Origin of the sequence: Burkholderia sp. Tr-20390 (assembly GCF_017104595.1) — a bacterium.
Taxonomy (GTDB): domain Bacteria; phylum Pseudomonadota; class Gammaproteobacteria; order Burkholderiales; family Burkholderiaceae; genus Burkholderia.
In genome coordinates this window covers 1-15,302 of the sequence record NZ_JAAGPC010000202.1, presented here as the reverse complement: position 1 = coordinate 15,302, position 15,302 = coordinate 1, and the positions used below count along the sequence as shown (strand labels likewise).

18 protein-coding genes and 1 pseudogene are annotated in these 15,302 nt (G+C 68.5%); 17 read left to right on the top strand and 2 right to left on the bottom strand.

The window, feature by feature from the left end:
* The coding region (locus G3N98_RS33730; protein WP_241026208.1) for a TIGR04222 domain-containing membrane protein at window positions 1-1,377 on the bottom strand (1,377 nt) is incomplete at its 3' end.
* A gap of 532 nt (window positions 1,378-1,909) precedes the next feature.
* On the opposite strand from G3N98_RS33730, the gene G3N98_RS33725 reads away from it, so the two are divergent.
* From G3N98_RS33725 to G3N98_RS33650, 17 genes are all read left to right on the top strand, one after another.
* A complete protein-coding gene (locus G3N98_RS33725; protein WP_206150586.1) occupies window positions 1,910-2,116 on the top strand; it encodes a tail protein X in 207 nt (68 codons plus the stop codon).
* 16 nt (window positions 2,117-2,132) lie between these two features.
* Entirely contained in the window at window positions 2,133-2,477 is a 345-nt protein-coding gene (locus G3N98_RS33720) for a putative holin (RefSeq protein ID WP_124582318.1), read from the top strand.
* Window position 2,478: 1 nt separating this feature from the next.
* Window positions 2,479-2,745, top strand: coding sequence for a phage holin family protein (locus tag G3N98_RS33715; protein ID WP_089424212.1), 267 nt, complete (start codon window positions 2,479-2,481; stop codon window positions 2,743-2,745).
* A gap of 3 nt (window positions 2,746-2,748) precedes the next feature.
* Window positions 2,749-3,594, top strand: a complete 846-nt coding sequence (locus G3N98_RS33710) for an N-acetylmuramidase family protein (RefSeq protein WP_206150585.1) — start codon at window positions 2,749-2,751, stop codon at window positions 3,592-3,594.
* Window positions 3,591-4,031 (top strand): Rz-like lysis system protein LysB, encoded by a 441-nt coding sequence (gene lysB / locus G3N98_RS33705; protein ID WP_206150584.1) that lies wholly within the window; start codon window positions 3,591-3,593, stop codon window positions 4,029-4,031. The genes G3N98_RS33710 and lysB overlap by 4 nt, the downstream gene beginning before the upstream one ends.
* Window positions 3,919-4,155: an Rz1-like lysis system protein LysC gene (gene lysC / locus G3N98_RS40020; protein ID WP_226207559.1), complete on the top strand. Its 237-nt coding sequence runs from the start codon at window positions 3,919-3,921 to the stop codon at window positions 4,153-4,155. The genes lysB and lysC overlap by 113 nt, the downstream gene beginning before the upstream one ends.
* On the top strand, window positions 4,148-4,597 hold the full coding sequence (locus G3N98_RS33700; protein WP_206150583.1) for a phage tail protein: 450 nt from the start codon (window positions 4,148-4,150) through the stop codon (window positions 4,595-4,597). Before lysC ends, G3N98_RS33700 begins: the two co-directional genes overlap by 8 nt.
* Before the next feature lie 558 nt (window positions 4,598-5,155).
* On the top strand, window positions 5,156-5,842 hold the full coding sequence (locus tag G3N98_RS33695) for a phage baseplate assembly protein V (RefSeq protein WP_206150582.1): 687 nt from the start codon (window positions 5,156-5,158) through the stop codon (window positions 5,840-5,842).
* On the top strand, window positions 5,839-6,201 hold the full coding sequence (locus tag G3N98_RS33690) for a GPW/gp25 family protein (protein ID WP_089471921.1): 363 nt from the start codon (window positions 5,839-5,841) through the stop codon (window positions 6,199-6,201). Before G3N98_RS33695 ends, G3N98_RS33690 begins: the two co-directional genes overlap by 4 nt.
* A complete protein-coding gene (locus G3N98_RS33685; RefSeq protein ID WP_206150581.1) occupies window positions 6,198-7,112 on the top strand; it encodes a baseplate J/gp47 family protein in 915 nt (304 codons plus the stop codon). Before G3N98_RS33690 ends, G3N98_RS33685 begins: the two co-directional genes overlap by 4 nt.
* Entirely contained in the window at window positions 7,105-7,647 is a 543-nt protein-coding gene (locus G3N98_RS33680) for a phage tail protein I (RefSeq protein ID WP_089424205.1), read from the top strand. The genes G3N98_RS33685 and G3N98_RS33680 overlap by 8 nt, the downstream gene beginning before the upstream one ends.
* 6 nt (window positions 7,648-7,653) lie before the next feature.
* Window positions 7,654-10,254: a phage tail protein gene (locus G3N98_RS33675; RefSeq protein WP_206150580.1), complete on the top strand. Its 2,601-nt coding sequence runs from the start codon at window positions 7,654-7,656 to the stop codon at window positions 10,252-10,254.
* Window positions 10,255-10,269: 15 nt separating this feature from the next.
* A complete protein-coding gene (locus G3N98_RS33670; protein WP_206150579.1) occupies window positions 10,270-10,950 on the top strand; it encodes a tail fiber assembly protein in 681 nt (226 codons plus the stop codon).
* A 60-nt stretch (window positions 10,951-11,010) separates the two neighbouring features.
* Window positions 11,011-12,183 carry a phage tail sheath protein gene (locus G3N98_RS33665; RefSeq protein ID WP_206150578.1) on the top strand — a complete coding sequence of 391 codons (1,173 nt, stop codon included), beginning with the start codon at window positions 11,011-11,013 and terminating at the stop codon, window positions 12,181-12,183.
* Between the two features lie 28 nt (window positions 12,184-12,211).
* Complete coding sequence (locus G3N98_RS33660; RefSeq protein WP_048251463.1) at window positions 12,212-12,721, top strand: phage major tail tube protein; 510 nt, start codon at window positions 12,212-12,214, stop codon at window positions 12,719-12,721.
* 83 nt (window positions 12,722-12,804) lie between these two features.
* Window positions 12,805-13,176 carry a phage tail assembly protein gene (locus G3N98_RS33655; RefSeq protein ID WP_175237768.1) on the top strand — a complete coding sequence of 124 codons (372 nt, stop codon included), beginning with the start codon at window positions 12,805-12,807 and terminating at the stop codon, window positions 13,174-13,176.
* Between the two features lie 8 nt (window positions 13,177-13,184).
* Window positions 13,185-13,298 carry a GpE family phage tail protein gene (locus tag G3N98_RS33650; RefSeq protein WP_006484104.1) on the top strand — a complete coding sequence of 38 codons (114 nt, stop codon included), beginning with the start codon at window positions 13,185-13,187 and terminating at the stop codon, window positions 13,296-13,298.
* Between the two features lie 1,877 nt (window positions 13,299-15,175).
* Here G3N98_RS33650 and G3N98_RS33645 read toward each other — a convergent pair.
* Window positions 15,176-15,302 (bottom strand): annotated as a pseudogene (locus G3N98_RS33645) (lipid II flippase MurJ); the annotation flags it as partial.

Below are 15,302 nucleotides of genomic sequence, written 5' to 3'. Positions count from 1 at the left end.
TCGTGTCGTGTCATACGACGGCGACCACCGATGCCCACACCATGCCCTACCCTCGTGCCCTACACGCCGCTCTTCCGATCTCTCGCGGTGCGCGGCGAGCGCCGCCTCGCCGCCGCGCGTCATGCCGCCGCGCCCGACGCCGGGCAGGCGTTCGACCATGAAGTGGTACGCGACCATGAACGCCGCCATGACAATCATCAGCAACAGCACGGGCCGTCCGCGGCTCAGGCCGACCGCGAGCTTCGCCGCGCCCGCGCCGAACACGAGCAGCAGGATCGCGCGCGCGGCCATCCGCGTCGCCCGCATCTCGCCCGGCGCCCAGAGCCAGCCTTTGCGCTGCAACGCCGCGGCGCAGTCGGCTTCGCGCCACGCGAGACGCTGACGAAACGCGTGGCAGCTCGTCTCGCCGCCGGGTTGCCGCCTCAGCCATTCCCAGTCGGCGCCATACACGCCTGCGTGTCGCGGATCGTCGATCCGCACCCGCGCGTCGTGGCCCTTGCTCATCCGCAGCTCGATCGCACCGGCATGCGCGAGCGACAGCATCACGACCTGCGCCATCCGCGCACCGCCGCCCGCGAGATACGCCGCTTCCTCCGCGCTCAGGTCGGGCGACGATTCGGGGGCGCGCGTTCCCCACACCCGGTGGCGGTATTCGATCCACTGCAGGCCGGCGATCAGCAGCAGCGCGGCGGTGCAGAGCGGCACGTAGAACAACCCGAGAAAGTCCGGCCCCGAGAAGTCCAGCACATTGAAATCGCTCGCGCTCGCGCAGGTTGCCGCGACGCTGATCGCCGCCGTCGGCCACGCGAACTTCGCGAAGCGCCGCCAACGTCGCGGGCGCGCGGCGGGCGCGCTCGACGGGCCGTCGCGCAGTGCTGCGCGCTGCACCGGGGCGTCGGCGGGCACGGCCGGCTCGGCGACGGGGCGCGGCCAGATCGCTTCAGGCGGCTCGCAGCCGAACAGCCGGCGATAGCTGTCGAGCGTGTCGCGATAGCGCTGCGCGTACACGGCGGCTTCGTCCGGCGCGCCCGTGCCGGGCATGTGATGCAGCCGCGCGCGCAGCACGCCGGCGCAGAAGACGTCCCAGTATTCGAGCGTGTACTGCAGGTGGAAATGCCACGCGGCATCGACCGCGACCGACGGCGTGACCGGATGGCCGGCCGCCTGCGCGAGGAACGCGAAGCGCTTGTATTCGTCGATCACGGCCAGCGCATGCGCATGCGACCAGCCTTCGGCTTCGGCAAGGCGCCGGCTGTACGGCAGCGGCGCGGTCGGATCGTCGGGGGAATAGGCGTGCAGACGCGCGAGCAATGCCTGCTGCGCATCGGTCAGCGCGCGGGCATCGACTGCGGTCGGGGTAGACAGGATGTCAGCCATCGGAAGTCGGCGCGATGCGCGGACGGCCGCCGCGATCGTCGCTTGGAGTGGTCGTTGCAGGGGATTCTCGCACGACGGTGCGGCGGCAGGCGCACGCCGTGCATCGGCAACCCCTGCCTTCGGAGTTTTACCTACGCGCCCCCCGCCCTTGCCCAGCAAGGGCTCGACGCGCGTCGCACCGCGCAAAACCAAGGCTGCACAAGGTCAATCAAGGCCGCCCCGGCTCACGCCAGCTGCATTCCGGCTGCACGGCGCACGCCGCACCCGCCCGCGACGTGCCCGTCAAGCGCCGATCCAGCACCCGCACGGAAAGCGTAAGGCCCGATGCCCGTCGCGACACGCGCCGCGCTGCGTCTCCGCACAGGCCACGCATGCGTGTCGTTGAACGCCGCCCGGCGAAGCTCGACCATGGGAACCCTCTCCACTGCCTCACCGCCCGGGACCTCGCCATGGCAAGCAGCACGACATCGACAAGCCCCCACCACGCGCCGGCCGGCGACTGCGTCGCGCTCCTGCATCAGGAGCGCCGGCCATGATCGTGCGCACCCTGCAGGGCGACACCGTCGACGCGCTGTGCTGGCGCCACTACGGCCGCACGGACGGCACCGTCGAAACCGTGCTCGAAGCCAACACCGGGCTCGCCGGCCTCGGCATCGTGCTGCCGGCCGGCACGCCCGTCCATTTGCCGCCGCTCGACACCGCCACGCGCGCCCGGCCGTTGCTGCAACTGTTTGACTGACCCTGGAATCGCCTGCATGGCCGAACCGAACCTCACCACCGCCGCGATGCTGTCCGCCGCGATCGGCGTCGCCGGGCTCGCGCCCGGCATCGACGGCAACGCGCTGATCGGCGCGTTCACGGGCGCCGCGCTCGTGGTCGTCACGTCGAAGGACATCGGCGTCGCACGGCGCGCCGCGTACCTGCTGATCTCGCTCGTGATGGGCTATCTCGCCGCGCCGGAAATCGTCGGCGCCACGCCGATCCATTCGACGGGCGTCGCCGCGTTCTTCGCGGCCGCGCTCGTCATCGCCGTCACGTTGCAACTCATCGAACGGGTCAAGACGCTGGACCTGCTCGCGCTGTTCCGCAAGGGGGGATGACATGCCGCTCCCGCTCGTGCTGATCGCGCTCTGCGCCCACGTCGCCGTGCTCGTGCGCGTGCTCACCTACCGGCGCAACGGCGCGCGGCACCGGCATCGCGCGTCCTGGTTCGCGTGGATCGTCGTGGCGGTCGCCGGCGGCGCATCGATCGAATTGCTGCTGCATGCCGGCTCCGTCGGCTTCTTCGAAGCGGCTACCGCCGTGCTGCTGGCGATGTCCGTCTGCGGCACACGCGGCAACGTCGCCCGCCTGCTCAGGAGTGAATGAATCATGAAGACCCGCCGCCTCGGCGACCACGGCGACGACGTCGGCCTGCTGCAACGCCGGCTGATCCGCGCCGGCTATCCGGTGCAGGTCACGCATCTCTACGACGCGGCGACCGAAGCCGCCGTGATCGCGCTGCAACGGAACACCGGCCTCGTCGACGACGGCATCGCCGGCCCGAAGACCTGCGCCGCGCTGGCCACCGGCCGGCGCGATCCGACCCACCTCGCGCTCGCCGATCTCGAACGCGCCGCACGCACGCTCGACGTGCCGCTCGCGTGCATTCGCGCGGTCAACGAAGTCGAGTCGCGCGGCGCCGGGTTCCTGCCCGACGGCCGGCCCGTGATCCTGTTCGAACGCCACGTGTTCTGGAAGCGGCTGCAGGCACGCGGCATCGATCCCGCACCGTTCGCGGCGCGCCAGCCGGACATCGTGTCGCGCACGCGCGGCGGCTATCGCGGCGGCGCCGCGGAATACACGCGCCTCGCGACGGCCGAGTCGATCGATGCCGGCGCTGCGTGGGAATCCGCGAGCTGGGGCGCGTTCCAGGTGATGGGCTATCACTGGGCGCGCCTCGGCTATGCCGGCATCGACGAATTCGTCGCGTGCATGGAAAGCGGCGAAGCCCGGCATCTCGACGCCTTCGTCCGTTACATCGCGGCCGACGACGCGCTGCGCCGCGCACTCCGCGACCGCCAGTGGGCCGCATTCGCACGCGCATACAACGGCCCCGACTACGCGGCGAACCTCTACGACGTGAAGCTCGCGCGCGCCTATGACCGCTATGCGTCGCAACCGGCCGCGTCGACGCCGGGCGGATCCGCATCGGCCGGCGCCCCGTCCGCCGCATGAACGGGCTCGCCGCGAAATTCGCCGCCTGCGTCGCCGCGCTTGCCGCGTGCGCCGTCGCGGCGCTGGTCGTGCATGCGCTGCGCGCCGACCTGGGCGCCACGCGGCAGCAACTCGTCGAGGCACGACAGGCGCTCGCCGGGCGCGACGACGTCATCGCGCGCATGCGGCAGGACACCGCCGAGCGCGCCCGACAGCAGGCCCGGCTCGACCGCTCGCTGGCCGCGATCGCGTCGAAGCTCGACGCCACCCGACTTGAAAACCGGAGATTGACCGATGAAAACGCCGCGCTTCGCGCCTGGGCTGGCACTCGTCTGCCTGACGACGTTGTCCGCCTGCAAGCCAATCCCGCTCTCACCGGCGCCGACGCTTACGTCGAATACGTGCCAGGCGGTGAGCCCCTGCACGCTGCCGATGCTCGCGCCCCGCACCAACGGTGAGCTCGATGCCGCGCTCACGCTCGCGAAGGCTGCGTGGGCGACCTGCGCGGCGCAAGTCGACATGATCGCGGCGTGCCAGGCCGGCACGCCCGCAACCCGCCACGGAGCGCATCCGCATGATTAAGCCAGACAGCCTGCGGCAGGCGCTCGTCGCCGCCATCCCGTCACTCGGGACCGAACCGGGTGCGCTGACCGTGCTCGTCGAGCAAGGATCGATTGCGACCACCGGCACGCTGACGCCGTCGTTCGAATACCGGTACACGGCCCACGTGCTCGCGACGAATTTCTCCGGCGACACCGATCCGGTGTTCGTCGCGGTCGTCGAATGGGTCCGCAAGAACCAGCCGGATCTCGTGACGAATCCCGCCGCGCGCACGAGCGGCATCACCTTCGAGGTCGGCGTTCGCGACCCGGCGGCAGTCGACCTGTCGATCCGGCTGGCGCTGACGGAAAGCGTCAACGTCGCAACCGGGCCGGACGGCCGGCACGTGATCACCCACGTCGACGACACGCTGGTCGATCCGGCCAATACGCTCACCTGGGTCGCGCTGCCGCAGATCAGGTAAGCCCGGCGGGCGGCAGCTCGTCTACCTGCACGCAGCATCGATGCCGCGTGCTATCGAACGAACACCGTGCACCGTGCGTGCGCAGTGTTCCGCTGCGTTCACTGCCGCAACGGCTGCGCGTCGCTACCGGACATCTCGTCTCGCCCTCTTCGTTTCGCGCGCCGTGGCGAACTTGCATGTCGCGATCGCAACGCCGATCGCCTGCTCGTGCATCGCCCTCGAATCGACCGGCATCGGCGACGCGCGCCGCGTCGACGTCGTCGCCCGTGGCAACACCTCCATGCGCGCCCCATCCTCGTGTCCCGCCGCGCTACCCCCTCTGCCTTTCGTCGCCACGCAACCCGTCGCACCTCCACCCAGCCGCCGCGGCGACGTCGCTCCGCTCACGCATTCCAGCCTCGCCACCCCATCGCCAGGGCGCACGACGCCATCCTCACGCCAACCGGTGATGCGATTTTCGACGCACGCGTTCGTGCCGGCATCCGGTGCGCGCTGTCCTCGTCGCGACGACACAGGCCATCGCTCGCGCCCCGGCTGCCCGACCGTCACCATGGCTGCATGGACGCAAATGAAATTCAACGGCAGGCACGCAACGCGGTGCGCAAGGGAACGATCCTCGCGGTCGACCATGCGGCCGCGTTGTGCCGCGTCTCGGTCGGCGACGCCGACTCCGACGGCAGCGGCCTGCAGACCAACTGGATTCCGTGGGTCGCCGGTACCGCCGGCGGCACGCGCGAGTGGCTGCCGCCGACGCCGGGCGAACAGGTCGTGCTGCTCTGCCCGATGGGCGATCCGGCGCAGGGCGTCGCGCTGCGCGGCGTGTATTCGAATGCCGCGCCGGCCCCTGCCTCGAGCCCGGACACCCACGCGCGCGTCTACCCCGACGGCGCGAGCATCACGTACGACCACGCCGCGCATGCGCTCACGGCGGAGCTGCCCGCCGGCGCGACCGTGCGCATCGTCGCGCCGGGCTCGGTCGTCGTGCAGACCCGCGACGCCACGGTGAAGGCCGAGCGCATCACGTTCGACGCGCCGCAGACGACCTGCACCGGCGCGATGACGGTCAAGGGCCCGTTCGCATTCGAATCGGGCATGACCGGCACCGGCGGCGCCGGCGGCGGCGCCACGATGCAGATCGACGGCGCGGCCACCTTCACCCGCGAAGTGATATCCCAGGGCATCAGCCTCCCGCATCACACGCATCGCGAACAAGGCGATGGACAACTCGTGAGCGCACCGCAATGAAAGGCATGAACGCGAACACCGGCCGCTCGATCTCGGGCCTGGACCACTTCTACCAGTCGATCGGCAGGATCGTGACGACGCCGCTCGCGTCGTGCGTGAAACGCCGCACGTTCGGCTCCGAGCTGCCCGACCTGATCGACGCACCCGGCAACGGCACCGTGCGCACCCGGCTGTACGCGGCCGTCGCGACGGCGCTCATGCGCTGGGAGCCGCGCCTGACGCTCACCCGCGTCGTGCTCGCCGCCGACGACGCGAATGCGGCCGCCGGGTCGGTCTATCTCGACATCGAAGGCTGGACCGGCGAGAACGGCACGGCCGTGTCGACCCGCGTGCCGATGACGAACGGGAGCCCCGCATGAGCGTGACGCCGATCGACCTCTCGCAGCTGCCGTCACCCGACGTCGTCGAAACGATCGACTACGAAACCCTGCTTGCCGCGCGCAAGGCCCGCTTCGTGTCGCTCTACCCGGCCGACGAGCAGGCCGAGATCGCCGCGACGCTCGCGCTCGAATCGGAGCCGGTCGTGAAGCTGCTCCAGGAGAACGCGTACCGCGAGATCGTGCTGCGGCAGCGCGTGAACGACGCCGCGCGCGCCGTGATGCTCGCCTACGCGGTCGGCACGGACCTCGATCATCTCGCCGCGCTGTTCGGCATCCGGCGCCTGACGATCACGCCCACCGACCCGGAACACGACGTCGCGGCGGTCATGGAAAGCGATACCGACCTGCGCGCCCGCACGCAGCTCGCGCCGCAGAGCCTGTCCGTCGCCGGCCCCGAAGGCGCGTACGTTTCGCACGCACGCAACGCGGACGGCCGCGTGCTCGATGCTTCGGCCGTCAGCCCGGCCCCGTGCGAAGTCCTCGTCTCGGTGCTGGCGCGCGATGGCGACGGCACGGCGGACCCGGCGCTGATCGCCGCGGTGGCGGCCGCGCTGCAGGCCGACGACGTGCGGCCGCTGACCGACAAGGTCACGGTGCGCGGCGCGGAAATCCTGCGCTACCAGGTGCGCGCGCGGCTCGTGTTCTTCGCCGGCCCGGATCGCGCGGTGGCGCTCGCGGAAGCCAACCGCGCGATGAAGAAATACACCGAATCCATGCACCGCCTCGGGATGGAGGTCACGCTCGACGGGATCTACGCGGCCGCCCGCGCGGCCGGCGTGCAGAAGGTGATCCTCGAAAGCCCGTCCGCCGGCCTGCCGGCGACGAAGCAGCAGGCGCCGTACTGCACCGGAATCGAGCTGATCGACGGCGGGGTGTACAGCAATGAATGACGTCCTCCCGCCGAACGCGACGCGGCTCGAGCGCCGGCTCGCCGCGACGAACGCGCGCATCGACGACGTGCCGACGCCGCTCGCGACGCTGATGAATCCGGACGCGATCCGGTCCGACCTGCTGCCGTGGCTCGCGTGGCACCTCGGCGTCGATGCGTGGAAGGACTACTGGCCCGAGTACGTGAAGCGCGCCCGGGTCGGCCAGGCGATTCCGATCGCCCGCCGCAAGGGCACCGCCGCCGCGGTGCGCGAAGTCGTCGCGGCCTTCGGCGGAAACATCGTCCTGCGTGAATGGTTCGAGCAGCGCCCGCCGGGCCAACCCGGCACGTTCGACCTCGTGATGACGGTCAGCGGCCAGGAAGGCCAGCCGCCGACCGCCGAATACGTCGCCGACATCCTCGCGGAAATCGACCGGACCAAGCCGGTACGGGCGCACTACACGTTCACGCAGGGCTTCGAGATGCGGGGCCGACAACCGGTCGGCGCCGCCGCGCGCGTGGCGGCCTATCGCCGCCTGAACCTCACCGACTACTGATCGCACATGGCAACCCAGATCATCATCACCGACGCCGGCCGTGCCGCGCTCGTCGCTGCCGGCAACGGCGGCACGAACGCCCACCAGGTCGTGGAAATCGGCCTGGCGAACGCGCCGTTCGTCGCCGACAAGGGGCTCACGAAGCTGCCGAACGAGCTGAAGCGGATCAAGTCCTTCGGCGGCGCCAACGTCGCGCCGGACACGATTCATACGACGCTGAAGGACGACACCGCGGACCAGTACTCGCTGTACGGGTTCGGCCTCTATCTCGAGAACGGCGTGCTGCTGGCCAGCTATGGCCAGGCGACGCCGATCATGGAGAAGTCGCCGGCCGCGATGCTGCTGCTGTCGTCCGACCTGCAGTTCGCGACGATCGACGCGACGAAACTCGTGTTCGGCGACGCGTCGTTCCTCAATCCGCCGGCGACTACCGAGCGGCAAGGCGTGGTCGAGCTGGCGACGCAGGCGGAAGTGAACGCGGGTGCGGACGATGCGCGCGCAGTGACGCCGAAAACCGCGGCGTCGAGATATGCGGCGCTGACCGGGGCGAAGTTCACCGGGCCGGTCGTGACTGAATTCGATGCGGGTCCGGATACGGCGCATGTCACGGTGCGTCCGCCGACCGGCAAGAACGGGCGGGAAAGCCGCGTGCGTCTGCATGGCACGTTCGGCGGTACCAACACCGACACCGGATCACGCATTGTCGCAACGTTGCGCTCGGGTTTCGACAATGGCGCCTGGGGGCGCGAATACGTCGACCTCTGGCTCAACCGTGCGGTCAACGACAACGAAACCGACGCGAACCAGGCGCGCGCCCTGCGCATCGCCTACGGTGGCCGCGTGCTCGTCGGCGACGTCAGGAACGACGACGGGAACTCGCGACTGCGCGTCGGCGGTGATGCCGTTGCCGAAGGCACGAGCTATTCGAAGGCCGTATCGATCGATGGCGGCGCCGGCAATTTCTCGACGCTGTTCTTCACCGACGGCGGCAAGATCCGCTGGTCGCTGTTCAAGCGCGACGGCACGGCAACGGGAGGCAACGGCGGCAACAACTTCGGATTGAACGCCTTCGCGGACGACGGCGTTACGCAGTTCTCCGCGTTTCGTGTGGACCGCGGCACGCAGACGTTTTCGGTCGCGAAGCGCCTGACCGTCGGCGACATCGGCGACGACGGCCGTAACGCGATCCAGGTCGGCGGGAGCGCAACGTTCGCGGGTGGATTGACCGCGCGTGAAATGGACGCCACGGGTTCCCATTTCCGCGCGATCTCCAACGGCTACGGAGCTTTCCTGCGCAATGACGGCACGAACGTGTATCTGCTGTCGACGAACAAGGGCAATGCGGAAGGTCAGTGGAATGATTTCCGCCCGTTTGCCTGGTCGCTATCCGACGGGATCGTCCGCATCAGTGACAGCGGTGCCTTGACAAACATCGGCGGCGATCTCGCAATCGGAAGGAGTACGGATGAAGGACACATCCGGCTCGGTCCCGTCGATGGCCATTTCTACGCCAATGCTCATTCAGTCGGCTGGTGGGGTAAAGCCGACTCATTCCAGTACATCCTGGACGACCACACGTTCCGCATCAACGGCAACGTGGTGTGGCACACCGCGAACCTTACCCCGCTCGACCGTAGGACCGGCGGCACGATGTCGGGTGATCTCTGGTTCGATCCGGGCAAGCGGATTTTCCTGTCGGAAGGCAGCGCGCAAGCACCGTCGCTCACGTTCGTCAACGACGGTGCGCCGGACACCGGCCTGTACCACATCAACGACGGCTCGTTCGGCGTGACGTGCAACTCGATCCCGCAGGTTGCGTTCACACCGGGCGGAACGACCTTCCAGACACCCGTGCAGGGCCCGACACCCGCCCCGGGCGATCGTTCGAAGGCGCTCGCCACGACTGAATGGGTGCTGGCCGCCCTCTCGACGGCGACGGTCGGCCAGATCGTATTCGAGCCGCGCACGCTGCCGCGCGCCGGGTTCCTGAAAGCGAACGGCGTGCTCGTCAATCGTGCCGACTACCCCGCTCTTTGGGCCTATGCGCAAGCCAGTGGCACGCTCGTCTCGGACGATGAATGGCACAACCAGCGATGGGGTTGCTTCTCGTTGGGCGACGGCTCGACGACGTTCCGCCTGCCGGAGCTACGCGGCGAATTCATCCGGTGCTGGGACGACGCCCGCGGTGTCGACACCAACCGCATCCTCGGCTCGTGGCAGGACAGCGCAAACCGCTCGCATGGCCACGGCGCCAGCGCGGCCGAAGTCGGCGATCACGCCCACTCGGCCTGGACCGACGGACAGGGGCAGCACGGCCACGGCGTCAATGACCCCGGCCACGCACACGGTGTCCGGATGGGTCGTGTCGGCGTCGTCGCCACCTCCTACGGACAGGGCTGGGGCCCGTACAACTGGGACCGGCAGGACATGCACGGCACCGAGGGCGCAGGTACCGGCATCTGGTTGAGCGAAGCCGGCAACCACGGCCACAACGTCGGCATCGGCGGCTCCGGTCGTCACAGCCACGCCATCACCGTCAACCTCGACGGCGCCAACGAATCGCGTTCGCGCAACGTCGCGCTGCTCGCGTTGATCCGCGCTTATTAACCTGGACCCCGAAACATGCTGATCCACCACTACCACCAGTCGACCGGCGAATACCTGAGCAGCGGCCAGCCCGACGCCGATCCGCGCAACCCCGAACGCTGGCTCGTGCCGTCATGGGCGACGTTCGACGAGCCGCCGGCGCGCACGCCCACGACCTGGCCGTTCTACCGCGACAACGCGTGGACGCTGCTGCCGGACTTCCGCGGCCGCCTCTGCTATCGCACCGACACGGGCGAACCGGTCGAAATCGCGACTGCCGGCAAGACGCCCGACGAACTCGGCCTCACGACCGAACCGCAACCGTCACCGCGCCATGCGTGGATCAACGGCGCGTGGACCGTTCCGGCTGCGCTGCTCGAGCGCGAGAAACGCGACGCCGCGATGGCCGAGTTCGAGCGACGACTCGAAGCCGCACGCAAGGCCAACGCCGGCAAGGCCGATGCCTACGCCGCGGGCCTGCTCGACGACGAAGGCGTCTATTACTTCAAGGCCTGGTCGGCCTACCAGATGGCACTCGTTTCGGTCGTCCAGTCCGACACGTTCCCCGATGCGGTGACGTGGCCGACTACGCCGGCGCCGTACGTACCGCCTCCGCCTTCGCAACCGGAACCGCAGCCGGAACCGGAACCGGAATCGAAGCCCCAGCCCGACGAACCCAGCGCACCTGCAGCTCCGGTCGCGGACCCCGCGGCCTGATCCGCACGGGATTTCTCCCGTTCTCTTTCATCTGATCTGCACACACAGGAGCCACACACCATGCCGCAGGATTACCACCACGGCGTACGCGTCATCGAAATCAACGAGGGCTCGCGCCCGATCCGCACCGTGTCGACGGCCGTCGTCGGCATCGTCTGCACCGCGTCCGACGCCGATGCCACCGCCTTCCCGCTCGACACGCCCGTCCTGCTGACCAACGTCGTCGCCGCGCTCGGCAAGGCCGGCACCAAGGGCACGCTGCGCCGCACGCTCGACGCGATCGGCCGGCAGACCAAGCCCGTCACGATCGTCGTGCGCGTCGCCGAAGGCAAGGACGCCGCCGAGACGGCGACCAACGTGATCGGCACCGTCACCGCCGACGGCAAGTACACCGGCATGAAGGCGCTGCTCGGCGCGCAGGCGCGCTTCGGCGTGAAGCCGCGCATCCTCGCGACGCCGGGCCTCGACACGCAACCCGTCGCCGCGGCGCTCGCGTCGATCTCGCAGTCGCTGCGCGCGTTCGCCTACGTGTCGGCCAACGGCTGCAAGACGAAGGAAGAAGCCGTCACGTATCGCAAGCAGTTCAGCCAGCGCGAACTGATGGTCGTCTGGCCGGACTTCCTCGCGTGGGACGACACGACCAGCAAGACGATCGTCGTGCCGGCCACCGCGTACGCGGCCGGCCTGCGCGCGAAGATCGACAACGACACGGGCTGGCACAAGACGCTGTCGAACGTCGGCGTGAACGGCGTCACCGGCATCAGCGCCGACGTGTCGTGGGACCTGCAGGATCCGGCGACGGACGCGGGCTTCCTCAACGAGCAGGACGTGACGACGCTCGTGAACCGCAACGGCTTCCGCTTCTGGGGTTCGCGCACGTGCTCGGACGATCCGCTGTTCGCGTTCGAGAACTACACGCGCACCGCGCAGGTCATCGCCGATTCGATCGCCGAAGCGCAGATGGCCATCATCGACGGCCCGCTCAACCCGTCGCTGCCGCGCGACATCATCGAAACGATCAACGCCAAGTTCCGCGAATGGATCTCGCAGGGCTACCTGATCGGCGGCTCGGCCTGGTACGACCCGGAGCCGAACACGACCGACGTGCTGAAGTCCGGCAAGGCGTATCTCGACTACGAATACACGCCGGTTCCGCCGCTCGAAAACCTGATGCTGCGCCAGCGCATCACCGACCGTTACCTCGCCGATTTCGCCGCGCGCGTCAGCGCGTAACGACCGGCCTCACCAGGAGTCAAACACGATGGGTATGCCTCGCAAACTCAAGGGATTCAACCTGTTCCAGAACGGCGAGAACTTCGTCGGCCAGGTTGTCGAAGTCACGCTGCCGAAGCTCACGCGCAAGATGGAGGACTACCAGGGCGGCGGCATGAGCGGCCCGATCAAGGTCGACTTCGGGCAGGAAGGGATCCAGCTCGAATGGACCTGCGGCGGCTTCATGCGCTCCGTGCTCGGCCAATACGCGATCACGAAGCACGACGGCGTGCTGCTGCGCTTCGCCGGCGGCTACCAGTCCGAGGATTCGACCAACGTCGACGCGATCGAGATCGTGATCCGCGGCCGCCACAGCGAAATCGACCCGGGCACCGCGAAGTCGAAGGAAGACACCGCGTTCAAGGTCACGACCGTCGCCAGCTACTACAAGCTGTCCGTGAACGGCCAGGACGTGATCGAGATCGACTTCGTCAACATGATCGAGAAGGTCAACGGCAACGACCTGTTCGCGGCGCTGCGCAACGCGATCGGCCTGTAATCCGCCGCCCGGCCGGTCACGCCGGCCGGGCCCTTCCTCGCCCTTCCCCCCGCTTGATCACCGACAGGACCACCATGAATCCGATGCAACCCGACCCGGCCGCGAACGACTTGCAGGCCGATGCGTCCACCGTCGCCGTCGTCGCCGCGCCCGACCAGGACGATCCGGCCACCCACACGCTCGACACGCCGCTCGTGCGCGGCAACCAGACGATCACGTCGATCACCCTGCGCAAGCCGAAATCGGGCGAACTGCGCGGCGTATCGCTGTCCGACCTCGTCAGCCTCGACGTCGTCGCGCTGTCGAAAGTGCTGCCGCGCATCAGCTCGCCGATGCTGACCGAAGCCGACGTCGCCGGCCTCGACCCCGCCGACCTCGTGCAGCTGGGAGGCATCTTCGCCGGTTTTTTGATGCCGAAGGCCGTGAAATCCCGACTGGCCTCCCAGACCGCGTAGAAGACCCGATGGCAGACATCGCGACGGTGTTCGGCTGGACACCGCCCGTGATGGATGCCTTCAGCCTGGCCGAGCTGATGGACTGGCGCGAGCGCGCCCGAGTACGCGCCGGCGCCCAATGAGCGAAACGATCGACGATGGACAACACCACGAAACTGCGCGTCATGTTCGACATGGTCGACAACATGACGAAGCCCCTGCAAATGATGCTGACCGGCAACCGGGGGCTCGCCGCGGCGCTGAAGGACACGCGCCGCGAGCTGGCCGAACTCGAGACGACGCAGAAGCGCATCGGCGAGTTTCGCGAGATGCGCAAGGGCCTCGCCAATACGGCATCGGAGCTCTCGGCGGCACGCGAGCGCGTCGACACGCTCGCCCAGTCACTGCGCGCGACCCGCTCGCCGTCGCAACAGATGATCAGCGACTTCAACAAGGCGCAACGCGCGGCCGAGAACCTGGCGTCCGCGCACCACTACCAGGCCGGCCGCGTACAAGCCATGCGCACCCAGCTCGCCAGCGCGGGTATCGACACGCACAACCTGTCCCGTGACGAGCGCAAGCTGCGCGCGGACATGGCGTCCCGCACGTCGATGATGAACGCCGGCGTGAGCGGGTTCGATGCGCAGCGGCGCAAGCGCATTGACGCAGTGCGCAACGCCGCGCCCAAACTGGTCGAGCGCGGCAAGGCGCTGAAAGAAGCCGGCACGAAAGTGCTCGAGGCGGCACGCGGGCCGGTTGACGAAGCGAAACATGCCGAGAGTGCGGCGCTGCGGCTCCGCATCGCGGGCGCATCGACCGATACGGTGCAATACGTACGCGCGCTGAACGTGCGCGGCCGGTCGACCACCGACAACCTGGATCTCATGTCTGAGGTACAGAAGGAGTTGCACGACGAGCAACTCGCGAAAGTCGCGGTGCCGACCCTGTCGAAGATCAGCTTCTCGAACGCGGCGCTGTTCAGCGAGGAAGACGCGAAGGCGAACGACGAGAAGCTGAGAAACATGCTGAAGGTGATCAACCTGCGCGACGGCATGAAAAGCGAGACGGCCTTCCGCGATGAAGCCGATGCAATCCAGAGGCTGCAGATCGGAACCGACAGCAAGGTCAGCGGCGACGAGTGGAACGACTTCGCCGAAGCGGGCGGCAACGCGGCGAAGCAACTGCGCAGGAACGCGTTCTACTTCCAGATGGAGCCGGTCATTCAGACGCTCGGCGGAAAGGACGCAGGCAAGGGGCTTGCGTCGCTGTACGACAGCGTCCTGCACGGCAAGCTGAACAGCGAAACGACACGTCAAATGAAAGCGCTGGGGCTGATCGATCCGAAGCAGGCCGGCAAAGGGAGCGCCCCACTGGGCAGTGACCTGCTGAAGAGTTCTCCGGTCGAATGGCTCGAAAAAGTGTTGCTCCCGACGCTTTCCGCGAGAGGGATCACACGTCCCGACGACGTGAAAGCGGCGATAGCCAAAGCGTTCCCCAAGCAGGACGCGGGAAAGTTTCTGACGACGCTCTTCGATCAACGCGAACAGATTCACACTGCCGAACGAAACAGTATCGCCGCCCCTGGCATCGATGCCACCCAGTCGATGGCGTTGCAGTCGACGCGGGGGCACGAACTCGTCGCGCAGGCGCGACTGAGTGACCTGAAGCGCGAAATCGGCGAAAAGATCACGCCCACGTACAACACCGCGCTGGACTACACCGCCACCGCGACCGAGAAAGTCGTCGGGCTCCTGCAGGAGCACGGCACGGCCGCCGGCATCGTCGCCGCGGCCTACGTGGGGCTCAAGGGCCTGCTCCCCGTTGCGGGAGCGCTTGCGAACAGCATGGGCGCTGCGCTCGAATCGACCACCGTGTCCCGCATCGCGTCGATGGGCGCCGGCGCGCTTGAATCCGTCGGCGCCACGCTGTCGCGATTCATCCCGCTCGCGCTGTCGAGGCTCGTGCCTGTCGCGCTCGGGAATCCGTGGACAGCCGCGGCCCTCGGTGTGGGAACGGTCGTCGCCGCGAGCAGGAACGTGACGCGCAGGCCCCAGTCGAGCAGCGCCGAATACTCGTGCGAATCGGCATCGACGTGCGCCTTCGACAGGCTCGGCAGCAGGATCGTGCCGAGCGCGACGCCCAGCAGC